Annotated in this window: 21 protein-coding genes and 1 pseudogene; 10 read left to right on the forward strand and 12 right to left on the reverse strand. The window is 50.8% G+C overall.

Annotation, left to right across the window (positions count from 1 at the left end; translation table 11 throughout):
• Positions 1–34 precede the first annotated feature (34 nt).
• From purC to dapA, 3 genes are all read right to left on the reverse strand, one after another.
• A complete protein-coding gene (purC, locus tag LG384_RS16845) occupies positions 35–748 on the reverse strand; it encodes a phosphoribosylaminoimidazolesuccinocarboxamide synthase (protein WP_045446050.1) in 714 nt (237 codons plus the stop codon).
• Positions 749–858: 110 nt separating this feature from the next.
• Entirely contained in the window at positions 859–1,893 is a 1,035-nt protein-coding gene (bamC, locus tag LG384_RS16850) for an outer membrane protein assembly factor BamC (protein ID WP_045446053.1), read from the reverse strand.
• Between the two features lie 16 nt (positions 1,894–1,909).
• Positions 1,910–2,788 carry a 4-hydroxy-tetrahydrodipicolinate synthase gene (dapA, locus tag LG384_RS16855; RefSeq protein WP_045446056.1) on the reverse strand — a complete coding sequence of 293 codons (879 nt, stop codon included), beginning with the start codon at positions 2,786–2,788 and terminating at the stop codon, positions 1,910–1,912.
• Positions 2,789–2,933: 145 nt separating this feature from the next.
• Here dapA and LG384_RS16860 point away from each other — a divergent pair, with 145 nt between their 5' ends.
• A complete protein-coding gene (locus LG384_RS16860) occupies positions 2,934–3,506 on the forward strand; it encodes a glycine cleavage system transcriptional repressor (RefSeq protein ID WP_197086121.1) in 573 nt (190 codons plus the stop codon).
• Positions 3,506–3,976, forward strand: coding sequence for a thioredoxin-dependent thiol peroxidase (gene bcp / locus LG384_RS16865; protein ID WP_006683508.1), 471 nt, complete (start codon positions 3,506–3,508; stop codon positions 3,974–3,976). Before LG384_RS16860 ends, bcp begins: the two co-directional genes overlap by 1 nt.
• 52 nt (positions 3,977–4,028) lie before the next feature.
• Here the strand turns inward: bcp and iadA are convergent, their stop codons facing one another.
• The gene (iadA, locus tag LG384_RS16870) at positions 4,029–5,192 is read right to left on the reverse strand and encodes a beta-aspartyl-peptidase (protein ID WP_048220839.1); all 1,164 of its coding nucleotides are present in this window, start codon (positions 5,190–5,192) and stop codon (positions 4,029–4,031) included.
• Between the two features lie 84 nt (positions 5,193–5,276).
• The gene (locus LG384_RS16875) at positions 5,277–6,341 is read right to left on the reverse strand and encodes an AI-2E family transporter (RefSeq protein WP_045446065.1); all 1,065 of its coding nucleotides are present in this window, start codon (positions 6,339–6,341) and stop codon (positions 5,277–5,279) included.
• Positions 6,342–6,566: 225 nt separating this feature from the next.
• On the opposite strand from LG384_RS16875, the gene bepA reads away from it, so the two are divergent.
• Positions 6,567–8,030 (forward strand): beta-barrel assembly-enhancing protease, encoded by a 1,464-nt coding sequence (gene bepA, locus LG384_RS16880; protein ID WP_225761257.1) that lies wholly within the window; start codon positions 6,567–6,569, stop codon positions 8,028–8,030.
• Between the two features lie 12 nt (positions 8,031–8,042).
• Positions 8,043–8,402: an arsenate reductase (glutaredoxin) gene (gene arsC, locus LG384_RS16885; protein WP_045446071.1), complete on the forward strand. Its 360-nt coding sequence runs from the start codon at positions 8,043–8,045 to the stop codon at positions 8,400–8,402.
• A gap of 36 nt (positions 8,403–8,438) precedes the next feature.
• Here the strand turns inward: arsC and LG384_RS16890 are convergent, their stop codons facing one another.
• The 3 genes from LG384_RS16890 to upp all read right to left on the reverse strand — a co-directional run bounded on the left by LG384_RS16890 (position 8,439) and on the right by upp (position 11,251).
• On the reverse strand, positions 8,439–9,140 hold the full coding sequence (locus tag LG384_RS16890) for a DnaA inactivator Hda (protein ID WP_223307030.1): 702 nt from the start codon (positions 9,138–9,140) through the stop codon (positions 8,439–8,441).
• Between the two features lie 95 nt (positions 9,141–9,235).
• On the reverse strand, positions 9,236–10,528 hold the full coding sequence (gene uraA, locus LG384_RS16895; RefSeq protein ID WP_045446077.1) for a uracil permease: 1,293 nt from the start codon (positions 10,526–10,528) through the stop codon (positions 9,236–9,238).
• A 96-nt stretch (positions 10,529–10,624) separates the two neighbouring features.
• Entirely contained in the window at positions 10,625–11,251 is a 627-nt protein-coding gene (upp, locus tag LG384_RS16900; protein WP_045446080.1) for a uracil phosphoribosyltransferase, read from the reverse strand.
• A gap of 442 nt (positions 11,252–11,693) precedes the next feature.
• Between upp and purM the strand changes: the two genes are divergently transcribed.
• The 4 genes and pseudogenes from purM to ppx all read left to right on the forward strand — a co-directional run bounded on the left by purM (position 11,694) and on the right by ppx (position 17,315).
• The gene (purM, locus tag LG384_RS16905) at positions 11,694–12,731 is read left to right on the forward strand and encodes a phosphoribosylformylglycinamidine cyclo-ligase (RefSeq protein ID WP_045446083.1); all 1,038 of its coding nucleotides are present in this window, start codon (positions 11,694–11,696) and stop codon (positions 12,729–12,731) included.
• The gene (purN, locus tag LG384_RS16910) at positions 12,728–13,369 is read left to right on the forward strand and encodes a phosphoribosylglycinamide formyltransferase (protein ID WP_045446086.1); all 642 of its coding nucleotides are present in this window, start codon (positions 12,728–12,730) and stop codon (positions 13,367–13,369) included. The genes purM and purN overlap by 4 nt, the downstream gene beginning before the upstream one ends.
• A gap of 209 nt (positions 13,370–13,578) precedes the next feature.
• Positions 13,579–15,642, forward strand: a pseudogene (ppk1, locus tag LG384_RS16915) (polyphosphate kinase 1); the annotation flags it as partial.
• A gap of 131 nt (positions 15,643–15,773) precedes the next feature.
• Complete coding sequence (gene ppx, locus LG384_RS16920) at positions 15,774–17,315, forward strand: exopolyphosphatase (RefSeq protein WP_045446089.1); 1,542 nt, start codon at positions 15,774–15,776, stop codon at positions 17,313–17,315.
• Here ppx and LG384_RS16925 read toward each other — a convergent pair.
• Positions 17,295–19,565: a sensor domain-containing phosphodiesterase gene (locus tag LG384_RS16925; RefSeq protein ID WP_200010304.1), complete on the reverse strand. Its 2,271-nt coding sequence runs from the start codon at positions 19,563–19,565 to the stop codon at positions 17,295–17,297. The genes ppx and LG384_RS16925 overlap by 21 nt on opposite strands.
• A 355-nt stretch (positions 19,566–19,920) precedes the next feature.
• Between LG384_RS16925 and LG384_RS16930 the strand changes: the two genes are divergently transcribed.
• Positions 19,921–20,112 (forward strand): YfgG family protein, encoded by a 192-nt coding sequence (locus LG384_RS16930; protein WP_048220835.1) that lies wholly within the window; start codon positions 19,921–19,923, stop codon positions 20,110–20,112.
• A 256-nt stretch (positions 20,113–20,368) separates the two neighbouring features.
• Here LG384_RS16930 and guaA read toward each other — a convergent pair whose 3' ends face one another.
• Together guaA and guaB are read right to left on the reverse strand one after the other, a co-directional pair.
• Positions 20,369–21,946: a glutamine-hydrolyzing GMP synthase gene (gene guaA / locus LG384_RS16935; RefSeq protein WP_045446095.1), complete on the reverse strand. Its 1,578-nt coding sequence runs from the start codon at positions 21,944–21,946 to the stop codon at positions 20,369–20,371.
• A gap of 63 nt (positions 21,947–22,009) precedes the next feature.
• Positions 22,010–23,476 carry an IMP dehydrogenase gene (gene guaB / locus LG384_RS16940; protein WP_045446098.1) on the reverse strand — a complete coding sequence of 489 codons (1,467 nt, stop codon included), beginning with the start codon at positions 23,474–23,476 and terminating at the stop codon, positions 22,010–22,012.
• Positions 23,477–23,637: 161 nt separating this feature from the next.
• On the opposite strand from guaB, the gene xseA reads away from it, so the two are divergent.
• The gene (xseA, locus tag LG384_RS16945; RefSeq protein WP_225761258.1) at positions 23,638–25,011 is read left to right on the forward strand and encodes an exodeoxyribonuclease VII large subunit; all 1,374 of its coding nucleotides are present in this window, start codon (positions 23,638–23,640) and stop codon (positions 25,009–25,011) included.
• Between the two features lie 18 nt (positions 25,012–25,029).
• Here xseA and LG384_RS23405 read toward each other — a convergent pair whose 3' ends face one another.
• Positions 25,030–25,449 carry an adhesion domain-containing protein gene (locus LG384_RS23405; protein ID WP_370637157.1) on the reverse strand — a complete coding sequence of 140 codons (420 nt, stop codon included), beginning with the start codon at positions 25,447–25,449 and terminating at the stop codon, positions 25,030–25,032.
• Positions 25,450–25,453: the final 4 nt, after the last annotated feature.

Raw genomic sequence — 25,453 nt, forward strand, 5'->3', positions numbered from 1 at the left:
GAGCCGGTGAGCGATCGCCGGCTCGAAGGAGGGATCAGTCTAACTTCACGCCCAGGCGATGCGCGACGGCTTCATAGGCTTCGATCAGGCCGCCCAGACTCTGGCGGAAGCGATCTTTATCCATTTTATCCAGGGTTTCTTTATCCCACAGGCGGCTACCATCCGGAGAGAATTCATCACCCAGAACGACTTCGCCTTTATACAAGCCAAACTCAAGTTTGAAGTCGACCAGAATCAGGCCTGCGTCATCAAACATTTTCTTCAGCACGTCATTGGCCTTGTAGGTCAGCTCTTTCATACGTGCCAGATTCTCTTTGCTCACCCAACCAAAAGTTTCGCAGTAAGAATCGTTAATCATCGGGTCGTGCATTGCATCATTTTTCAGGAACAGATCAAACAGAGGCGGATTCAGTTCAATACCTTCCTCAACGCCTAAACGCTTCACCAGAGAACCTGCCGCACGGTTACGCACCACGCACTCAACCGGTACCATCTCCAGTTTTTTCACCAGACATTCGGTATCAGAAAGCAGTCGCTCCATTTGGGTAGGAATACCCGCTTCTTCCAGCTTAGTCATAATGAAATGGTTGAATTTATTGTTCACCATACCTTTACGATCAAACTGTTCAATGCGCGCGCCATCCCCTGCTGACGTATCATTGCGGAATTCGAGCACCAACAGGTCCGGGTTTTCCGTGCTGTATACGGTCTTCGCTTTACCACGATACAACTCAGCTTGCTTTTGCATCTTTATTACTCCTGGGTGTGAATTAACGATAAATATTGCGCTTTTCTGCTGACGCACACGTTTGCGTATCATATCAGAAAAAAAGGCTGGATTACTCCAGCCCTTTATTTTTACTTACTGAAAGCTGCCTGGAAGACGGCAACCAGCGCGTCGTTCTGGCTTTGCGTCAGGGTGTGTCCCTTCGGATCGATAAACTGCATACTGCTGCGGTTGTCTAAATCACCGACCTGCAGTTTGTAGTCACCGGATACCAGACCCGGATCGGTTGCGCCCAGTTCCTGCCAACCGCTGTCAGACAGTGGTTTGTAGGTCACGGCGAAACTGCCCTGAGAACGGGTGCTGTCGGTCACTTTCATGCCCACTTTCTCAAGGGCCGCCGGCAGACGTTGCCACACCACGTTGAACGGTCCACGAACGACCAACATCGGTAACCCGGTATCATCGGCAGCACTCTGGACATCCATAGTTGCTGCAGAGCGGTTCTGCGCGGCATTCGCAGCATCGGTGGCGTTCTTATCCAGACCCGCAGAAATGACGTTCATCATCTCAGCACTATAGCGCTGCATTGACGCCGCATCAGCTACTGGCTTACCGGCCTGTTCGAGGTTAACCAGTTTCACCGTCACCGCTTGCTGATAGCCCTGCGGTTTAACCGAGATTTGATAACGTCCACGGTACTGTTCGTCTTCATCCAGACGGTTCCAGTCAACCCAATCGGTAGTCAGCGTCTGGCTGGCATCATCGCGTTTGGTGATAGTGTAATTTTTAGACTGAATCACGCTGACAACCTGCGGCCACAGAGTGTTGGCACGGCCATTTTCCACCAACAATGTTGCCGTATCACCCGCAATCTGGGTACGTGCGCCACTGACTAATGCTAACGGCTGAGCCGGTGGGCGAATATCCAGCGCTTTACCTACGGCACCACTGCCGTTAGTAACCGGGATATTATAGTCACCTGCGGTTATCGGCAGAATCATCCCAGCTGGCGCGTGAAGCTCAGCAAGCGGTGCAGCCTCCAGATAGGATTCGTCACCGCTCACCTGGCGCTTATAGCGCGAATCAGAACTACAGGCCGCGAGCAACATAACAAGCGAAACACCCGCAACCTTGGCCAGGCGCGACTTTTGTACTGAGTAAGCCATCAAATCTCCCTAAACTTTACAGCAAACCGGCATGCTTAAGCGCCGCTTTGACGATATCACGAGCATTGTCCGTGATTGGCGTCATCGGCAGACGCAGTGTATCGGTCGCCACAAGTCCCAACTCCTTACATGCCCATTTCACCGGGATAGGATTGGGTTCGACAAATAGTTTGTTGTGTAACGGCATCAGACGCTGATTGATCACCCGCGCCTCGGCAAAGTGCCCTTCTGCCGCCAGTTTGCACATTTCAGCCATATCACGTGCCGCTACGTTAGACGTAACAGAAATCACGCCATGACCACCAAGCTGAATAAAGTCCAGCCCGGTCGCGTCATCACCGCTGAGCAGAATAAAATCGTCTGAAACCAGCTCTTTGATCTGGTGAACACGACTTAAGTTCCCTGTGGCCTCTTTGATAGCGACAATATTTTTTACTTTCGCCAGACGACCAACGGTTTCCGGCAGCATATCGCAGCCAGTACGGGACGGCACATTATACAGAATTTGCGGCAGGTCAGTATGTTCAGCGATGGCTTTGAAATGCTGGAACAGGCCTTCCTGGGTTGGGCGGTTGTAGTAAGGCGTCACCGTCAGGCAGCCGACAATACCACTGTCGTTGAAACGCTGCGTCAGACTAATGGCTTCTGCGGTCGCATTGGCGCCGGTTCCGGCAATCACCGGAATACGCCCGTCGGCCAGCTCCAGCGTCATCATTACCACGTCGCCATGCTCATCATGACTCAACGTGGCGGACTCACCGGTGGTGCCAACCGAAACGATCGCCGAGGTGCCGCTGGCGACATGATAATCAATCAGTTTTTTCAGGCTCGACCGGCAGACTTTACCTTTCTCATCCATCGGCGTAATAAGCGCGACAATACTTCCCGTGAACATGGGCCATCCTCTGTGCAAACAAGTGTCTCAATGGTACGTTTGGTACGACAATAAAAGCAAGCGACCATAGCCCTTCTGATTGTTGTATGCATGTTTTTTTTATGCTTTCCTTATGATTACCTCACCTCTCAAAGGAAGAACAGGTTTGACACCGTCATCGCAACACTATCTGGTCATTACTGCGCTGGGTGCTGATCGCCCGGGAATTGTGAACACCATCACTCGTCATGTCAGCAGTTGTGGCTGTAATATTGAAGACAGCCGACTGGCCATGCTGGGTGACGAGTTTACTTTTATTATGCTGTTATCCGGTACCTGGAATGCCATAACCCTGATTGAATCAACCTTGCCGTTGAAAGGTGCAGAGCTGGATTTATTGATTGTGATGAAGCGAACGACTGCTCGCCCCCGTCCGGCGATGCCCGCCACGGTATGGGTGCAGGTCGATGTCCCCGACTCTCCCCATCTGATAGAACGCTTTACCGCACTTTTTGACAGTCACCAAATGAATATCGCGGAACTGGTTTCTCGCACACAACCGGCTGAAAACGGAAAGTCTGCACAACTGTTTATCCAAATCACGGCACATAGTCCCGCGTCACACGATTCGGCAAATATTGAGGATGCCTTTAAAGCACTCTGTACAGAACTCAATGCGCAAGGCAGTATTAACGTCGTCAATTACTCACAGCATGATGAACAGGATGGAGTTAAGTAATGAACCCACTGAAAGCCGGTGATATCGCACCGAAATTTAGCTTGCCGGACCAAGACGGAGAACAAGTAAATTTAACCGACTTCCAGGGACAGCGTGTTCTGGTTTATTTCTACCCGAAAGCCATGACGCCGGGCTGTACCGTGCAAGCCTGCGGCTTACGCGATAACATGGATCAGTTAAAAAAAGCAGGTGTTGAAGTCCTGGGGATCAGCACCGATAAACCTGAAAAGCTTTCCCGATTTGCTGAAAAAGAAGTGCTTAACTTCACGCTCCTGTCCGATGAAGATCATCAGGTATGCGAGCAGTTCGGTGTCTGGGGTGAGAAATCGTTTATGGGAAAAACCTACGATGGCATCCATCGCATCAGCTTCCTGATTGATGCCGAGGGTAAAATCGAACACGTGTTTGATGATTTCAAAACCAGCAATCACCACGATGTGGTCATGAACTGGTTGAAAGAAAACGCCTGATGTACATTGTGCCGGATTAGGCTTTTACACCGCCATCCGGCACAACCGCTATCTACTCAAATGTACCTTTAACGCACGCTTTCTTCTCTCTCACTACCGCAACCCCCTTCGCCCAGAGGTGATAAACTTCCAGCTCGTCGTTTAGTACCAGAATATCCGCATCACATCCGACCGCCAGACGGCCTTTATGCTCAAACCCAAGGAACTCCGCTACTGTGCGTGTCAGCGGACGTAGCGCCAGCTCCAACGGTATGGCATGAACCTTCACCAATTGGCGCACCGTATCAGCAAGTGATTCGAATCCGGCTACACCAATCCCCGTCAGATTACCGTGTTCATCAAATTCCGGCTGGCTGCCATTACCATCCGAACTCAGGGTAATACGCGACAGTGGAACTTCATGGCGCAGCGCGGTAGCAATAGCCATTGCCGGGGAGACAGGCTCATCAATACTGCTGGTGATGTCGATATAACCGCCTTTGCGGGCATACTCTAACGCGGCCTGAAACAGCGGCTCCGCACGGTTAACATGCGTTGGCAACAGCTTGGTGACAGGTACATCACTGCTGTTCAAAATGTCATACAACGGCTCCAGCATGCGCGGACTGTCACCCATATGGAATACGCTGATCCCTGGTTTTTGTCCCAGCAATCCGCCTACGCGCGACTGAGCCGCCATATTCGCCAGCACTGCTGTATTCGGGGCAGATGATCGATGGTCGGAAACTGCACATTTCACCCCAATCACTTTATCGATCAATGCCACATCGCGTTCAATACTGCCGGTAATAGTCGGCGAAGGTAAAGAGTAAGCGCCGGTTAGCATCCAGGCACTGATGCCTTCATACTCCAGAGCTCGGGTTTTAGCCAACAGCGACTCCGGGTGGCGGGTGATGCCGTCAGTTCCCAGTAATCCCACAACCGAAGTAATACCTGCTTCAACCAGGCGCGACAGACGCACCTCCGGCGTGCGGGTATGTGGCCCAGCTTCCCCGCCGCCACCGATCAGATGGACGTGCTGATCGATAAACCCCGGACAAACAATAGCACCATCAAGATTGATACACTGGCAGCCAGGAAAATCTTCTGCAGCGATTGTGGGCGCAACAGCAACAATTTTGCCATCAGAAACCAGTATATCCTGTAGTCCCAGATCTTCAGGTGCGTAAACGTGTCCACGTTGGAACAGCGTCAGATTAAGAATTGAACAGTTCATAACCTTCCTTGTCATGCAGCAACCTGCATAATTCAAATAGAGAATATGGATACCCGGCGGCATTGCGCCGCCACAGCATCCTGATTAGGATTCGTCAATCGTCTGACCATCCGGCCAGGCATGAACTACCGCTTTAATTAGCGTCGCCAGCGGAATAGCAAAGAATACGCCCCAAAAGCCCCACAGACCGCCGAAAATAACCACTGACAGAATAATCACCAACGGATGCAGATTTACAGCCTCGGAGAAAAGTACAGGGACCAGCAGATTGCCATCCAGCGCCTGGATTATCAGGTACACGGCAAAACAGCTCCAGAATTCGGTCCCGAGACCAAACTGGAACAGTGCCACACCAACCACCGGAATCGTCACCACAAAGGCGCCGATATACGGGATCAGGACTGAGAACCCGACCAGCACCGCCAATAGCAGAGAATAGTTGAGGCCAAACAGCAGGAAGCCAAGCCAGGTCGCAACCCCCACCACCACCATTTCGAGCACTTTGCCACGAATGTAGTTAGTGATTTGCTGATTCATCTCTTTCCAGACCTGCCCCGCCAGCCCGCGATTACGCGGCAACACCCGACGCACAGCATTCAGCATCTGCCCTTTATCTTTCACCAGGAAGAACACCATCAACGGCACGAGAACCAGATAAACCGCCAGTGTCAGTAATCCGACCAGGGAGGCCACAGAATATTTCACCACCGAGTCGCCCATCGTGAGCATCCGCGAGCGCATATTCTCCGCCATCGCATCAATAATGCCAGCGTCCATCAGCGCCGGATAACGTCGTGGTAAGGTTGCGGCAAAGTCAGAAAGCTTATTCAGCATGCCGGGCATATCACGTATCAGATAAATCCCCTGCTGCCACGCGACAGGCATCACCACGAACGCCATCAGTAGCAAGATACCGACAAACACCACCAGCACAATGGATGTCGCCCAGGGTCGGGAACAGCCGATATTTTCCAGACGCACTGTCGGCCATTCAAGCAGGTAAGCCAGCACAATCGCGACCAGCAGCGGTGCTAACAGACCGCTAAAGAAAAAAAGAATACCAAAACCGGCAACCAGGATAACCAACAAGGCAATAGCCTCTGGGTCGCTAAAGCGGCGGCGATACCATTGCATCAGCATTTCGAGCATAAAACCCTTCCATGAACCTCAATAGCGGGATTGCGATCCCGAATTGTATCGAAATGTCACAAAAAAGACTTCGCTTTTTATGACTCATTCCGCAAAGTGAAAAGACATTCTTCCTGGGTGTTCATCGCAGGATTTCGCAGTTACACTCCGAATGCTGCCGGAGTGTGAACGATACTTCGCAGCACGGGTCAAAATGGCTATCTCCATGAATACAGGACAGAGGTTATGTTCAGGCAGTTGAAAAAAAACCTGGTTGCTACCCTCATTGCTGCACTAACTATCGGTCAGGTCGCGCCCGCATTTGCTGATACTGCGGACACGTTACCCGATATGGGGACCTCAGCAGGGAGCACACTCTCCATCGGTCAGGAAATGCAGATGGGCGACTATTACGTGCGCCAACTGCGCGGCAGTGCGCCGTTAATTAACGACCCGCTGCTGACCCAATATATTAATACTCTGGGGATGCGCCTGGTATCCCACGCAGACTCAGTAAAAACCCCGTTCCATTTCTTTTTGATTAATAACGACGAAATTAACGCCTTTGCTTTTTTTGGCGGCAACGTTGTTCTGCACTCCGCACTCTTTCGCTATTCCGATAACGAAAGCCAACTGGCCTCGGTAATGGCGCACGAAATCTCCCACGTCACGCAGCGCCACCTGGCGCGCGCCATGGAAGATCAAAAACGTACCGCCCCGCTGACATGGGTAGGCGCACTGGGTTCAATTTTATTAGCAATGGCCAGTCCGCAGGCGGGGATGGCAGCCCTTACCGGCACCCTGGCGGGAACGCGTCAGGGGATGATCAGCTTCACCCAACAGAATGAACAGGAAGCGGATCGTATTGGTATTCAGGTACTGCAGCGCTCAGGTTTTGATCCGCAAGCAATGCCAACGTTCCTGGAGAAACTGCTCGACCAGGCTCGTTACTCCACACGTCCACCTGAAATTCTGCTGACTCACCCCCTGCCAGAAAGTCGTCTGGCGGATGCACGTAACCGGGCTAACCAGATGCGTCCAGCCGTGGTGCAATCGTCTGAAGACTTTTATCTGGCAAAAGCACGAACCCTGGGGATGTATAATTCTGGCCGCAACCAGCTAACCAGCGACCTGCTGGACAACTGGTCGAAAGGCAATGTCCGTGAACAACGGGCTGCACAATATGGTCGGGCGCTACAGGCGATGGAAGCCAGTAAATATGACGAGGCGCGTAAAGCGCTGCAGCCTCTGCTGGCTGCAGACCCTAACAATGCCTGGTATCTCGACCTGGCTACGGATATCGATCTCGGTCAGAAGAAAACCAGCGATGCCATTAATCGCCTGAAAAATGCGCGCGACCTGCGCGTAAATCCGGTATTGCAACTTAATCTGGCGAATGCGTATTTACAGGGCGGACAAGCCAAAGAGGCCGCAACCATCCTCAATCGTTATACGTTTAACAATAAAGATGACGCTAACGGCTGGGATTTGTTAGCACAAACGGAAGCCACCCTGAATAACCGCGATCAAGAGCTGGCGGCGCGCGCGGAAGGCTATGCCCTGGCGGGGCGTCTTGACCAGGCCATCTCTATGCTTAGCAGCGCAAGCTCGCAGGTGAAACTGGGAAGCCAGCAACAGGCCAGATATGACGCCCGTATCGACCAGCTACGCCAGTTGCAAGAGCGTTTTAAACCGTATACGAAGATGTAACAGGAAACCACAATGTCAGACGCGATTAAAATCTACCATAACCCACGCTGCTCAAAGAGCCGCGAAACGCTGGAGTTACTGAAGTCCAACGGTGTAGAACCGGAAGTGGTGCTTTATCTGGAGACACCTGCTGACGCAGCAACCCTGCGTGAACTGCTGCAGATGCTGGGAATGTCCAGCGCTCGCGAATTAATGCGCCAGAAAGAAGATCTCTACAAATCACTTAACCTGGCGGACAGTAGTCTGAGTGAAGATGTGTTGATTGAGGCGATGGTGAAAAACCCGAAATTGATGGAGCGCCCGATTGTGGTGGCAAACGGTCAGGCGAGAATTGGTCGTCCGCCGGAGCAAGTACTGGAAATCATCGATTAACATCAAATAACACCGCAGCCTTTCCGGTTGCGGTGCTTACAGTTTTAAAATCTCTTTGACGAACGGAATAGTTAGTTTGCGCTGAGCGGTGATCGATGCGTGGTCGAGTTGATCCAGTGTCATAAACAAAGTGCGCATTTCCCGATCCAGTCGTTTTAACAGAAAGCGCCCCACATCTTCCGGAAGTTCGAACCCGCGTAATCTGGCACGTAGTTGCAAAGCCTGAAGCTTGTCTTCATCCGAGAGCGGCTGCAACTTATAGATTTGCCCCCAGTCCAGGCGCGAAGCAAGATCCGGTAGTCCCAGATTCAGCTGTCTTGGCGGGCGATCGCCGGTGATCAGCAGCCGGGTTTTCCCTGACTCAAGAATACGGTTGTAGAGATCAAAAATAGCCATTTCCCACAGGGAATCCCCGGCAACGCATTCGATGTTATCAATACACACCAGTGACAGATGCTCCATACCGTCAAGCACTTCCGGTACGAACCAGGTACGTTTGTCCAGTGGTACATAACCTACCGCATCGCCGCGCTGAGACAACTCGGCGCATGCTGCATGCAGCAAATGGCTACGGCCCGCGCCTTCGCGCGACCAGAGATAGATATACCCGCTATGTTCCTGACGCAGCACGTTTTGCAGTGCAGCCAGTAGAGAGGAGTTATCCCCCGGCCAGAAACTCGCGAAAGTTTCATCGTCAGGAAGATAAAGTGGCAGAGAGAGCTGTGCCGGTGTGTTCAGAGATACCTCAACCCAGGATTTCATAAAATCGCGTTGAGTTTACCACAGAAATACGTCGTGATAGAACCGGGCAGCGTCGCTGCCCGGTCAAAGACTTAGTGTTGCGGGGTGTCTTCTGCATCTTTGGCGTCGAGGACAACTTCCTCCGGACGCAGCAAGCTAATCGCTTTGAAGATCAGGCTCAGGCATACGCCGACAATGGTCGCCAGTGCCATCCCTTTCAGTTCAGCGGCACCAATGTGAACCTTTGCACCACTCACACCGATGATCAAAATAACCGACGTCAGGATCAGGTTTTGCGCTTTGTTGTAATCAACTTTCGATTCGATCAACACGCGAATACCAGATGCGCCGATAACTCCGTACAGCAGCAGCGACACACCGCCCATCACCGGTAGCGGGATAATCTGAATCGCGGCAGCCAGTTTACCGACGCAGGAGAGCAGAATGGCAAAAATAGCCGCACCGCCAATAACCCAGGTACTGTATACACGGGTAATGGCCATCACGCCGATGTTTTCGCCGTAAGTGGTGTTAGGCGTGGATCCAAAGAAACCGGAGATCACCGTCGACAGACCGTTGGCGAACATCGAGCGATGCAGTCCAGGATCGCGAATCAAATCTTTTTTCACGATATTGGCCGTTACCACCAAATGCCCTACGTGTTCAGCAATAACTACCAGTGCCGCAGGCAGGATGGTCAGAATGGCAACCCATTCAAAGCGTGGTGTGTAGAAGGTCGGCAGAGCAAACCAGTGAGCCTGAGCAATCGGCGTGGTATCCACAACGCCCATCACAAAGGAGAGCGCATAACCCGCCAGTACACCAATCAGAATGGGGATAATGGCCATAAAGCCACGGAACAGTACTGAACCAAAAACAGTTACCGCCAGTGTTACCATAGAGATGATAATTGTTTTGGAATCTGGCATTTGCCCCTCTGCAGGAAGCAAACCAGCCATACCAGCTGCAACGCCAGCCAGTTCCAGACCGATAACGGCAACGATTGCGCCCATGGCCGCAGGCGGGAACATCACATCCAGCCAGCCGGTCCCTGCTTTCTTAACGATGAAAGAAACCAGGCAGAACAGAACGCCGCACATAATAAAACCACCGAGCGCCACTTCATACCCAAGCGGTAGCAACAGCAATACCGGAGAAATAAACGCGAAGCTGGACCCCAGATAGGCAGGAATTTTGCCTTTACAAATGAAGAGATACAGCAGTGTACCAATACCGTTAAACAGCAGGACAGTTGCCGGGTTGATATGAAACAGGACAGGCACCAGTACCGTTGCACCAAACATGGCGAACAGGTGCTGCAAACTAAGCGGGATCGTCTGTAAAAGCGGCGGTCTTTCACTCACCCCGATAGCACGGCGCGTCATAGTGTTTTCCTCTGAGTGTTGTTTGTTATTAGTGATTAGGTTGTTTTATTCAAAAAAAAGCCGACTCTTAAAGTCGGCTTCTTTTTATTTATTCATTTACTTAGTACCAAAAATCTTATCGCCAGCATCGCCGAGTCCCGGAATAATGTATCCTTGCTCGTTCAGCCCCTGGTCGATAGATGCGGTATATAGCTCAACATCCGGGTGCGCTTTTTCCAGTGCCGCGATACCTTCCGGTGCGGCTACCAGCACCAGTACTTTAATGCTGCTGCAGCCCGCATTTTTCAGCAGGTCGATGGTGGCGATAACGGAACCGCCAGTGGCCAGCATCGGGTCGACGATCAGCGCCATACGCTCATCAATATTAGAAACCAGCTTCTGGAAGTACGGTACCGGCTCCAGAGTCTCTTCGTTACGGTACATGCCAACTACGCTGATACGCGCACTCGGAACGTTTTCCAGTACGCCTTCCATCATACCCAGGCCCGCACGCAGGATTGGTACAACAGTGATTTTTTTACCTTTAATTTGGTCTACTTCAACCGGGCCATTCCAGCCTTCGATGGTTACCTTTTCGGTTTCCAGACCAGCGGTTGCTTCATAGGTCAGCAGGCTGCCAACTTCCGAGGCGAGTTCACGAAAGCGTTTAGTGCTGATGTCATTTTCACGCATCAGTCCCAGCTTGTGTTTGACGAGTGGGTGTTTGACTTCCACGATCTTCATACTCTTCTCCTTTCCTCAGACGAGTGGCAACCACAAAAAAAATCGCCGGATTATACCGCTTTTCCTCTCTGGCGCAACACTGCATACGCTTGATATGGATCAACCAAAGTCATTTGCGTTCGGGAGATGAGTATAAAACAAGGCCACAGCCTTGACGGAAAATAGTATCAATATATTGAATTATATAAGCATTATCTTCTGGTCTGTATGACGTATTGAAGCCACAAAAAAGATTTTCTGAATATTGTTCATCAGACTCACACCCGTTAACACGTATCCAGCATCGTCGGGTTGCGGTTTATTGTGCTATTGAAAAGGTCAAACGCTGAAAAAAACAGCAGAAAAAAGTCGTTGCAGAGCAGGCTCGCAAACGTTTGCTTTCCCTGTTAGAATTGCGCCGAATTTAATTGCTACCGCAAGTTAACGCGTGGGGACCCAAGCAGTGACCGATAAAACCTCTCTTAGCTATAAAGATGCCGGTGTTGATATTGACGCAGGTAATGCTCTGGTTGATCGAATCAAAGGCGTAGTGAAGAAAACTCGTCGCCCGGAAGTTATGGGTGGATTGGGTGGCTTCGGCGCGCTGTGCGCATTGCCGCAAAAATATCGTGAACCTGTACTGGTTTCCGGCACTGATGGCGTAGGTACAAAACTGCGTCTGGCAATGGATCTAAAACGCCATGACACCATTGGTATTGACCTGGTGGCGATGTGCGTTAACGACCTCGTGGTTCAGGGCGCTGAACCGCTGTTTTTCCTCGATTACTACGCTACCGGCAAACTGGATGTGGATACCGCTGCCAGCGTGATTAACGGTATTGCTGAGGGATGTCTGCAGTCTGGTTGTGCGCTGGTCGGCGGGGAAACCGCTGAAATGCCGGGGATGTATCACGGCGAAGATTACGACGTGGCCGGCTTCTGCGTTGGGGTAGTAGAGAAATCAGAAATTATCGACGGTTCAAAAGTAGCTGATGGCGATGTGCTGATTGCACTCGGCTCCAGCGGCCCACACTCCAACGGTTATTCCCTGGTGCGTAAAATCGTGGAAGTCAGCGGTTGTGACCCGGAAACGACCGAACTGGAAGGAAAACCACTGGCCGACCACTTACTGGCGCCGACACGCATCTATGTGAAATCCATTCTGGAACTGATCGAGAAGGTCGATGTGCATGCTATCGCACACCTGACCGGCGGCGGTTTCTGGGAAAATATTCCGCGCGTACTGCCAGATAACACGCAGGCGGTCATCGACGAATCCTCATGGCAATGGCCAGCCGTCTTCAACTGGCTGCAAACCGCAGGTAACGTCAGCCAGCACGAGATGTATCGTACCTTCAACTGCGGCGTAGGTATGGTCATTGCCTTGCCGGAAACTGAAGTGGAAAAAGCACTCGCCCTGCTGAATGAGAAAGGTGAAAACGCTTGGAGAATCGGTATCATCAAAGCTTCTGATTCCGAACAGCGTGTGGTTATTGAATGAAAAACATCGTGGTGCTCATTTCCGGCAACGGAAGCAATTTGCAGGCGATAATTGACGCCTGCAAACAGAAAAAAATCAATGGCACCATACGTGCAGTATTTAGTAACAAGGCCGACGCGTTCGGCCTTGAACGTGCACGAGAGGCAACTATTCCGGCACATTCGCTGGAAGCAGGCCAGTTTGCCAGCCGAGAAGCATTCGATCGGGAACTGATAAAAGAGATAGATGCTTATGCACCGGATGTGGTGGTGCTGGCCGGATATATGCGCATCCTCAGCCCGGCATTTGTCGACCACTATGCCGGACGCTTACTCAATATCCACCCTTCCCTGTTACCTAAATATCCCGGCCTACATACCCACCGTCAGGTGCTGGAAAACGGGGATGAAGAACATGGAACCTCCGTTCATTTCGTGACCGATGAACTCGACGGTGGCCCGGTTATTCTGCAAGCGAAGGTTCCGGTTTTTGACGGTGACAGCGAAGATGATGTTACTGCCCGCGTTCAGGCGCAGGAACACGCCATTTATCCGCTGGTGGTGAGCTGGTTTACCGACGGTCGCCTGAAAATGCGCGATAACGCGGCCTGGCTGGACGGCAATCGCCTTTCACCACAAGGCTATGCCGCTGACGAATAAAAGTCCCTCACATGGCCGGATAGGACGCAATGATGTCACCATCCGGCCATGAAGCCCCAGCTTGCCCGATGGCGCATCTACTCTTCCCCTTTCTCTTTGCTACCAGACGGTTTATTGTCATACTTTTCTGGCACAGTTGGACATCTGAGAGCAAAGCTCGCCATAATAAATCGGTAGTGTCCCGTGAATGAAACGGAGTAAAAGTGGTAATGGGTCAGGAAAAGCTATACATCGAGAAAGAACTCAGCTGGTTAGCGTTCAATGAACGTGTACTCCAGGAAGCTGCTGATAAATCAAACCCGTTGATTGAACGGATGCGTTTCTTAGGCATCTATTCCAATAATCTTGACGAGTTTTACAAAGTTCGTTTTGCCGAACTGAAGCGCCGTATCATTATTAGCGAAGAACAGGGTTCAAACTCCCACTCCCGCCATCTGTTAGGCAAAATCCAGGCCCGAGTATTGAAAGCCGATCAGGAATTTGACGGCCTGTACAATGAATTACTGCTGGAGATGGCGCGCAACCAGATCTTCTTAATCAATGAACGCCAGTTATCAGTGAATCAACAGAGCTGGTTACGCCATTACTTCAAGCAATACCTTCGCCAGCACATCACGCCGATCCTGATTAACCGCGAGACAGATTTAGTTCAGTTTTTGAAAGACGACTATACCTATCTGGCCGTGGAGATTATTCGCGGCGATACCATTCGTTATGCTCTACTGGAAATTCCGTCCGACAAGGTTCCCCGCTTTGTGAATTTGCCGCCGGAAACGCCGCGCCGCCGCAAACCAATGATTTTGCTGGATAACATCTTACGTTATTGCTTGGATGATATTTTCAAAGGGTTCTTTGATTACGATGCGCTGAATGCCTATTCGATGAAAATGACCCGCGATGCCGAATACGATTTGGTGCACGAGATGGAATCCAGCCTGATGGAACTCATGTCATCCAGTCTGAAGCAGCGTCTGACCGCAGAACCCGTGCGCTTTGTGTATCAACGTGATATGCCGAATGCGCTGGTTGAGGTTCTGCGTGAAAAATTGACCATTTCTCGCTATGACTCGATAGTTCCCGGTGGTCGTTACCATAACTTCAAAGACTTTATTAACTTCCCTAACGTTGGCAAAGCCAATCTGGTGAACAAACCGCTGCCCCGGCTGCGCCATATCTGGTTTGATAACGAGAAATTTCGTAACGGCTTTGACGCGATCCGTGAACGCGATGTTCTGCTTTATTATCCGTACCACACTTTTGAGCACGTACTTGAATTACTGCGACAGGCCTCCTTCGACCCGAGCGTGCTGGCGATAAAAATTAACATCTATCGCGTGGCAAAAGACTCTCGCATCATCGACGCGATGATTCATGCCGCTCACAACAGTAAAAAAGTCACCGTGGTGGTGGAATTGCAGGCGCGTTTTGATGAAGAAGCTAACATTCACTGGGCCAAGCGTCTTACCGAAGCAGGCGTACATGTTATCTTCTCCGCGCCAGGGCTGAAAATTCACGCCAAGCTATTCCTGATCTCACGTAAAGAAGGCGATGAAGTCGTGCGCTACGCGCATATCGGGACGGGTAACTTCAACGAAAAAACGGCACGATTGTATACCGACTACTCTTTACTGACTGCCGATTCGCGCATTACCAACGAAGTCCGCCGGGTATTTAACTTTATTGAAAATCCGTATCGTCCGGTAACTTTCGATTACCTGCTGGTTTCCCCGCAAAACTCACGACGTCTGCTGTACGGAATGATCGATAAAGAGATTGCCAATGCACAGCAAGGTAAGCCTTCCGGCATCACGTTAAAACTGAATAACCTGGTTGATAAAGGCCTGGTTGACCGCCTCTATGCGGCATCAGGCTCAGGTGTGCAGGTCAATTTGTTGATCCGCGGTATGTGCTCCCTGATCCCGAATCTGGAAGGTATCAGTGACAATATTCGCGTCATCAGTATCGTTGACCGCTACCTTGAACACGACCGGGTCTATATATTCGAAAACGGCGGTGATAAACAGGTTTACCTCTCCTCCGCAGACTGGATGACGAGAAACATCGATTATCGTATCGAAGTTGCCACACCGCTTCTCGATCCACGCCTTAAGCAACGCGTGCTGGATATTATAGAGATCCTGTTCAGCGATACGGTGAAAGCCCGTTACATTGATAAAGAACTAAGTAATCGCTACGTGCCACGTGGAAACCGCCGTAAGGTTCAGTCACAATTGGCGATTTATGACTACATCAAATCACTCGAGCAACCTGACACTAGCCTAAATAATTCAAGTTGTGGGAAGGCGGCAAATGAGAGAGTCCCCGGGAGCTTACGCCGGTAAGTGACTGGGGTGTACGAAAGCAGCCAACACAAACACAACTTGAAGTATGACGGATAAACGCTATGCCAATACACGACAAGTCACCACGACCGCAGGAGTTTGCTGCGGTCGACCTTGGTTCAAATAGTTTTCATATGGTCATTGCCCGGGTAGTCGATGGCGCGATGCAAATTATCGGACGCCTGAAACAACGCGTACATCTGGCAGATGGGCTCGGCGAAGACAACAAGCTGAGCGAAGAGGCGATGGAGCGCGGATTAAGCTGTCTGTCATTATTCGCGGAACGTCTGCAGGGCTTTCCACCATCAAGCGTATGCATTGTGGGAACTCACACTTTGCGCCAGGCGCTGAATGCGACTGATTTTCTGAAGCGAGCAGAAAAGGTCATCCCCTACCCGATTGAAATTATCTCCGGTAACGAAGAAGCGCGACTGATATTTATGGGCGTTGAGCACACACAGCCGGAGAAAGGTCGCAAGCTGGTTATCGACATCGGCGGCGGTTCGACTGAACTGGTTATTGGGGAAGACTTCGAGCCGAAACTGGTCGAAAGCCGCCGTATGGGCTGCGTCAGTTTTGCTCAAATGTATTTCCCTGGCGGCACAATCAGCCGGGAAAATTTCCAGCGCGCGCGCATGGCGGCCGCGCAAAAACTTGAAACGTTAACCTGGCAGTTTCGTATTCAGGGCTGGAACGTGGCGCTGGGAGCCTCAGGCACGATCAAAGCGGCGCACGAAGTGCTGCTGGAAATGGGTGAAAAAGATGGTTTTATCACCCCCGAACGTCTGGACATGCTGACCAGCGAAGTGCTGAGACATTCCTCATTCGAAGCGCTCAGTATGCCTGGGTTATCCGAGGACAGAAAAGCTGTTTTTGTACCGGGCCTGGCTATCCTGTGTGGCGTTTTTGATGCGCTGGGTATCCGTGAACTTCGACTTTCTGATGGCGCACTGCGTGAAGGCGTGTTGTATGAGATGGAAGGACGTTTTCGCCATCAGGATGTACGTAGCCGCACCGCCAGCAGCCTGGCGAACCAGTACAATATCGACAGCGAACAAGCTCGTCGCGTGCTGGAAACCACCATGCAGATGTACGACCAGTGGCATGCACAGCAGCCCAAACTGGCCCATCCGCAACTGGAAGCATTGCTCAGATGGGCAGCCATGCTGCACGAGGTTGGGCTGAACATCAATCACAGTGGCCTGCACCGTCACTCGGCTTACATTCTGCAAAACAGCGACTTGCCAGGTTTCAACCAGGAACAGCAATTGATGATGGCGACGTTAGTTCGCTACCATCGTAAAGCCGTAAAGCTGGATGATTTACCACGCTTTACGTTGTTCAAGAAGAAACAGTTTCTGCCGTTGATCCAACTATTACGACTGGGTGTATTGCTGAATAATCAGCGTCAGGCGACCACAACGCCGCCGACACTTACGCTGGTAACTGACGAAAATCACTGGACATTACGCTTCCCGCACGACTGGTTCAGCCAGAACGCGCTCGTCCTGCTAGATCTGGAAAAGGAGCAGCAGTACTGGGAAGCCGTAACAGGCTGGCGTCTTAAGATCGAGGAAGAAAGCTCACCCGATATCGCAGCGTGAATTTTCAGCAGGTGTCAGCGCGTCTGACACCTGTTCCTCCAGAATCTCATTCAGCGGCAACGGTTTGCCAATCAGATAGCCCTGCATGTAATCAATGCCCAGAGAAATCACAGCGCTGCGAAGCTCTTCGGTTTCGACATACTCCGCAACCACCATCATTCTTTTCATCCGCGCCAGATGACAAATCGAAGCAACAATTTGGTAATCAAGGCTGTTCGAGACAATATTACGAATGAAGCTGCCGTCAATCTTCAGGATATCGGCACTCACGTCTTTAAGCCGCGCATAGCTGGCATAACCAGTACCAAAGTCATCAATCGCAATCTGACACCCCAATACCTGTAATTGCAGCAATGTTGCCTGGGCCTGTTCCGCATTGGTTAGGGCGTTACTTTCCGTTATCTCAAAAACCAGTTGCCACGCTTCAATCTGATATTTCTCCAGCAATTTAGCGATATCGGATGGAAGGCGGGCACGACACACTGATGTTGGAGACAAATTGATAGCAAAACGACGGGCTGGAATGCTTTCCCGATTTTGAGCCATAAATTTCAGTGTGTTTTCAATTACCCAAAGGTCAATACTGGATGACAGCCCAAACTCATGAGCTGCGGGTAAAAAACAATCAGGAGGAATGGTTTCCCCCTCCTCCCCCTTAAGCCGTAGCAAGATTTCATGATACATATCACCGCGTACACCCAAAATCGGCTGCGCCATCAGGAAAAAGTGATCATGCTCCAGCGCCTGCTGAAGTCGGTTCATCATTGCTACTTTATCTTTCAGATCTCGCTGCAAATTCATGGCACCACGTCGCTGCAAATTTTCAGGCGCATTGGTGACAAGGGAGAAATCGGCAATGGTACTCAGTTCGCCTAATAGCAGGTAGATATGACTGACCGGAGAGCGTACATAACAGTAGCTCATCCCGACCTGCGGCTGTAGAGCCATACCATCCCAGATAAAGCGGAATTGCTTAATATGCTTATCAAGTGCCTCAATACGTCGCTGGTGTGATTCGGTAGTAAGACGCAAAACAAGGTCGTGTCCGGACATCTGGTATACACATTCATCGGGTGCCAGTTGTTCGGTGATCCAGTGAGAAAGCTTCTGCTTGTACTGGATGCGGAGCATAACGCCATAGTTTTTCCCGAGTAGCTCTAACCCCGGCACGCGCAAATAGCAGAGTGCTGACCATGGCGTACTCTTTAACGCCCGATTTAAAGCTCGAAGATTAGGGATATGTACTACAGGATCCAGATAAGCAAGACGGCGGGCCCGAGCGCTGACAATTCGCTGACGTGTCGCCAGCACTGCCATGTAACATACGATAAAAGAAAAAACCAGGTAGCTCGAGGAGGTGATCGCAAGCTGTGTATCGTAGCCGGGATACCAAGGCATATAGCGCTGATAATAATGAATTGCAGCAATCAGTATTACAGCCCAAGCTAACGAAATAAATCTATAACCGTAACGCATTGCCCCCCACAACATAACAGGCAATAAGAGCGACAGGGTATAATTCGTGCTAAATATTGAGCTATTATCATTTAATGGCATACACAGCAATACCATTAACGCAGCCAATATTATCAACCAGATAGCGAACTCTTTTTTTGATACTTTAGTATCAAATTGCAGCTTTAACTGAGAAAAATAGCTACGCAAATACAGTGGATTACGCGCAGTTCGGATAATAAAATAACACATTGGAACACCGATGAGATTCCCCACCAGCAATGCCTGATAGTTAATGAGTGTCGTAATATTAAAAGGCATAACTCCCATCATGCCAGATTTACTTTCATACACGCCAACAAACGCAGCAAACTGAAAGAGTATCAGGAATAACGTAGCCGGGCAGAAAACCTGCCAAAACATGCGCGGGAGCATCAGATGAGAGTCACCATGAGCAACATTGTTGCGTCGTGGGGAAAACACCCGATACCCACCCCAACTGAGTACAACTGTGATTATAAAGTGCGTGATAATTGAAAACGTTTCAGACAGACCTAACTGTGAATATTTAGACCAGAAAATAGCAATGATAATTCCCGGCAATGCTGCCAGGCCAAAAAATAGCATCAGACTAATCATCAGTGCTAAAGGCAGATAAAAAAGGACAATATTACCGGTACTAATATGTGCGTAAGTATTTGCTGAGCTCAATAAAGGCAGCAGCAAGGAAGGTAAGATGAGAGGTAATGCCCACCATTTATCTCTAATGCGAATATAGTTTTTATTGAGTTTCATAGATGCTCAGTAGGATCCTTCACATCCTGAAGGAGTTTCAGACAGGTATCCCACCTGACTTTAAAAAATGATGTTTAGTTCATCACAGCGGCCCTCAATTTTAGTTATCGCTTACGGAGGGCATTTGATATGTATCAAAAAAAATATCCCTCATTAATCATTTATTACTTTTTTTCTTTTTTATTTTCGTTAATTCATTATTAATGCAAATAATAAAATTATGTTCCATAACATAAAAAGATAAAACAACCGATGCGTTTTTACATTTTACATAATGATGAATTGACCATTCCCTCACAGTGTGCCTTAATGTAAGTATCGCCCACACTGTTGGGTACATTTGAAGGAACCTTTTGTGAGTCAGGCTACCAGTATGCGAAAACGACATCGATTTAACAGTCGCATGATCCGTATCATATTGCTTATCAGTTTTCTCTTCTTCTTCGGACGCTTCGTCTACTCTGCCATTGGTGCCTGGCATCATCACCAGGATAAAAAAGAAGCGCAACAGTCTTCACTCTCCGTAGAAACGCCTGCTCAACGCTAACTTTTGTTGACTGCCCCCGTGAGAAAATTGGCGGCTTAATACCGCCTGAACACTTTTTTGTTACGCCTTTCAGCCTCAACCAGCACCAGACGTCAGCGTTACTAAATGCTCACCCCCTGTGAATCTACTCCTCATATTTCGATGTGGCGTTGCTATTACGACTGCAACGGAGCCGTGCTGAAATTAAAAAGCCCTCTGTAAAAACAGAGGGCTTTAAGCGTGTTACTACCTGTTCAGAATCAGGTAAAAGTAGGTGTTATTCCCACTCAATCGTAGCTGGCGGCTTACCGCTAATGTCATACACTACGCGGGAAATACCGTTCACTTCGTTGATGATACGGTTGGAAACACGGCCTAAGAAATCATACGGCAGGTGCGCCCAGTGAGCGGTCATAAAGTCGATAGTTTCAACAGCACGCAGGGAAACAACCCAGTCGTACTTACGGCCATCGCCCATAACGCCAACCGAACGAACCGGCAGGAACACAGTGAACGCCTGGCTTACCTTGTTGTACAGGTCAGCTTTGTGCAGCTCTTCAATGAAGATAGCATCCGCACGACGCAGCAGGTCGCAGTACTCTTTCTTCACTTCGCCCAGTACGCGCACGCCCAGACCTGGCCCCGGGAACGGGTGACGGTACAGCATGTCGTACGGCAGACCCAGCTCCAGACCAATCTTACGCACTTCGTCTTTGAACAGCTCTTTCAGCGGTTCAACGAGGCCCATTTTCATCTCTTTCGGCAAACCGCCCACGTTGTGGTGAGATTTGATAACGTGTGCTTTACCGGTTGCAGAAGCGGCAGATTCAATCACGTCAGGGTAGATTGTCCCCTGCGCCAGCCACTTCACGTCTTCCAGACGCAGGGCTTCTTCGTCAAACACTTCGACGAATACGCGACCGATGATTTTACGTTTAGCTTCTGGATCGTTCTCGCCTTTCAGCGCGCTCAGGAAGCGTTCTTCTGCCGGGACGTGAACGATATTCAGACCAAAGTGGTCACCAAACATGTCCATCACCTGCTCAGCTTCATTCAGGCGCAGCAGGCCGTTATCAACAAATACGCAGGTCAGGTTCTTACCGATTGCACGGTGCAACAGCATTGCGGTAACGGAGGAGTCAACACCGCCGGACAGGCCGAGGATCACTTTATCGTCGCCAACCTGCTCACGAATACGGGCAACGGCGTCATCAATGATTTTTGCCGGCGTCCACAGAGCTTCACACTGGCAGATGTCGCGAACAAAACGCTCCAGCATACGCAGGCCTTGACGAGTGTGGGTAACTTCCGGGTGGAACTGCACGCCGTAAAAACGTTTTTCTTCGTTTGCCATAATAGCGAACGGACAGGTTTCAGTGCTGGCAACGGTGACGAAGTCAGAAGGAATTGCCGTCACTTTATCGCCGTGGCTCATCCACACGTCCAGCAGCGGTTTGCCGTCTGCTGTCAGGGAGTCTTCGATGCCGTGGATCAGGGCACTGTCGGTTTTCACTTCCACCTGCGCATAGCCGAACTCACGCTCGGTTGAGCTTTCTACATGACCGCCAAGCTGCATCGCCATGGTCTGCATACCGTAACAGACACCAAATACCGGTACACCAGCTTCGAACACGTACTGCGGCGCGCGCGGACTGTTGTCTTCGGTAGTGCTCTCAGGCCCGCCAGAAAGAATAATACCGCTTGGGTTGAATTCGCGAATTTGTGCTTCCGTAACATCCCATGCCCACAGTTCACAGTAGACGCCCAGTTCACGTACGCGACGAGCCACCAACTGAGTGTATTGCGATCCGAAATCCAGGATGAGAATGCGATGTTTATGAATATTGTCTGTCATTGACGCTAATTCCGAGGCAAGTGAAACAAATTCGCCTGGCATATAGCCAGGCGCGGAAACATATCAGGAGCCCATGCGGTAGTTAGGGGACTCTTTGGTGATGGTCACATCGTGAACGTGACTTTCCTGAATACCGGCACCACTGATGCGTACAAATTCTGCTTTAGTGCGCAGCTCGTCGATAGTACCACAACCGGTCAGGCCCATACAGGAGCGCAGGCCGCCCATCTGCTGGTGGATGATCTCTTTCAGGCGGCCTTTATAGGCTACGCGACCTTCGATACCTTCCGGAACCAGTTTGTCAGCGGCGTTATCGCTCTGGAAATAACGGTCGGAAGACCCTTTGGACATCGCACCCAGAGAACCCATACCACGGTAAGATTTGTAAGAACGGCCCTGGTACAGTTCAATCTCGCCCGGGGATTCTTCAGTACCTGCCAGCATGGAGCCAACCATGACAGCAGCAGCACCAGCGGCGATAGCTTTGGCGATATCGCCAGAGAAACGGATACCACCGTCGGCGATAACCGGAATACCAGTGCCTTCCAGCGCTTCAACTGCGTCAGAAACCGCAGTAATCTGCGGAACACCTACGCCGGTAACAATACGAGTAGTACAGATAGAGCCAGGACCGATCCCTACCTTCACTGCGCTTACTCCAGCCTCTGCCAGGGCGCGTGCACCTGCGCCAGTCGCTACGTTACCGCCGATGATTTGCAGATTCGGGTATTTGGCACGCGTTTCGCGAATACGCTGCAACACACCTTCAGAATGGCCGTGAGAGGAGTCAATCAGCAGAACGTCAACGCCCGCGGCAACCAGCGCGTCAACACGCTCTTCGTTACCTGCGCCAGCACCTACTGCAGCACCTACACGCAGACGACCATGCTCATCTTTACAGGCGTTAGGTTTACGCTCAGCTTTCTGGAAATCTTTTACGGTGATCATGCCAATCAGGTGGAAACCATCGTCAACAACCAACGCTTTCTCAACGCGTTTTTCGTGCATTTTGGCAAATACAACATCACGCGCTTCACCTTCGCGCACAGTCACCAGACGCTCTTTCGGCGTCATGTAAACACTAACTGGCTGGTTGAGGTCGGTTACAAAACGCACGTCGCGACCGGTGATGATACCGACAAGTTCGTTATCTTCAGTCACAACCGGGTAGCCCGCAAAACCGTTACGCTCAGTCAGTTCTTTCACTTCGCGCAGAGTTGTGGTTGGCAATACAGTCTGAGGATCAGTCACTACGCCTGATTCATGTTTCTTCACACGGCGAACTTCTTCCGCCTGGCGCTCAATAGACATGTTTTTGTGGATAAAACCGATGCCGCCTTCCTGTGCCAGTGCAATTGCAAGGCGCGCTTCAGTCACGGTATCCATGGCTGCGGAGAGCATAGGAATATTCAGACGAATGGTTTTCGTCAGCTGCGTGCTGAGATCAGCAGTATTCGGCAGAACGGTGGAATGAGCGGGAACGAGGAGGACGTCGTCAAACGTCAGGGCTTCTTTGGCAATACGTAGCATGGGCAATATCTCGACCAGAGTGGTTAATAAATATTGCCGTGGCATTATACAGAGCGTAACCGATTGCATCCACACTTTTTTGCAAAAAAACCTTGCGATCCCCTGTGGGCGGGTTACTATCGATTGAATAACCTGCTGATTTAGAATTTGATCCCGCTCACATGTTATCCTCCCAGACCTCTTCAATTTTTACCGTAAGTCGCCTTAACCAGACGGTGCGTCTGCTGCTCGAGCAAGAAATGGGGCAGGTATGGATCAGCGGCGAAATATCTAACTTTACCCAGCCCTCATCAGGTCACTGGTACTTCACCTTAAAAGACGATGGTGCCCAGGTACGCTGTGCGATGTTCCGCAACAGCAACCGCCGTGTAACCTTTCGCCCGCAGCACGGACAGCAGGTGCTGGTTCGCGCCAACATTACGTTGTATGAACCGCGCGGCGACTATCAGATTATTGTTGAAAGCATGCAGCCTGCGGGTGAAGGCTTGTTACAGCAAAAATATGAGCAACTCAAAGCCAAACTTCAGGCTGAAGGGCTGTTCGATCAGCAGCATAAGCAACCTCTGCCCTCTCCGGCCCATTGCGTCGGCGTGATCACCTCGAAAACCGGGGCCGCATTGCACGATATTCTCCACGTGTTGAAACGACGCGATCCTTCCCTGCCCGTTATCATCTATCCGACTGCCGTTCAGGGTGATGAAGCGCCTGCTCAAATCGTTCGCGCCATTGAACTGGCGAATGCGCGTAGCGAGTGCGACGTATTGATCGTTGGTCGGGGCGGCGGTTCGCTGGAAGATTTATGGAGCTTTAACGACGAACGTGTAGCACGGGCAATTTTTGCCAGCCGCATTCCGGTAGTCAGCGCCGTCGGCCATGAAACCGATGTAACCATCGCCGATTTTGTTGGTGACCTGCGTGCGCCAACGCCGTCAGCCGCTGCCGAAGTGGTAAGCCGCAACCAGCAGGAATTACTACGCCAGGTGCAGTCCGCACAGCAGCGTCTGGAAATGGCAATGGATTATTTTCTCGCTAATCGCAGTCGTCGCTTTACCCAGATTCATCACCGCTTACAGCAACAACACCCTCAGCTACGCCTGGCACGTCAGCAAACCGCGCTGGATCGCCTGCAAAAACGCATGAGTTTTGCGCTGGAAAACCAACTCAAACGCGCCAGTCAGCAACAGCTGCGACTGGCACAGCGACTGAACCAGCAAAACCCGCAGCCGCGTATTCATCGCGGACAGACGCGTATCCAACAGCTTGAGTATCGTCTGGCAGAGCTCGTCCGCGCACAAATGAGTGCAACACGCGAACGTTTTGGCAATGCGGTAACACATCTGGAAGCCGTCAGCCCACTGGCAACGCTGGCGCGAGGATACAGTGTCACTACCGCAACGGACGGAAAGGCTCTGACAAAAGCGAAGCAGGTAAAACCCGGCGAAACGCTCACAACACGCCTTAGCGATGGCTGGGTGGAAAGCGAGGTGAAAAAAATCACCCCGCTCAAAAAACCACGTTCGCGCAAAGTAAGCTAAATTCACTGACCGTAAACGTTACTGTATGCAGGTGGCGAAACCTTTGTCCGTTGCCGGATGAACAATGCAGTTCTCCGTCCCGTTGGATTCATTGTATCCACAGAAGTAACTCGAACTCGTCGTATTAGATAAATAGAGATAGCTCGGCGTTGTTGGCCAGCCAGTGCTACTCATCTGGTTGTGCAAGGCGTTCAAGTCGTTGATATCAGGTGCATCGCTCAAGCTGCCACATTGCGCAGCCAAATCGTACTGACCGGTATTGTGGGTATAGGCCAGCACCCAGTGCTCATTATCCAGATTCAGGCTGAGCGGTGCGGTAAAGCCTGAGCGCATTTCAGACGTCAGTAATGGCCGATGCAACTGTTTGCCATTTACTGTAACCGTATCCGGCATGTGTCCCCAGAAATTTGCCGACGCTACGTTCGGGCTGGTGACCACGGTA

Origin of the sequence: Citrobacter sp. Marseille-Q3906 (assembly GCF_916618775.1) — a bacterium.
In the GTDB taxonomy this organism is placed as follows: domain Bacteria; phylum Pseudomonadota; class Gammaproteobacteria; order Enterobacterales; family Enterobacteriaceae; genus Citrobacter; species Citrobacter murliniae.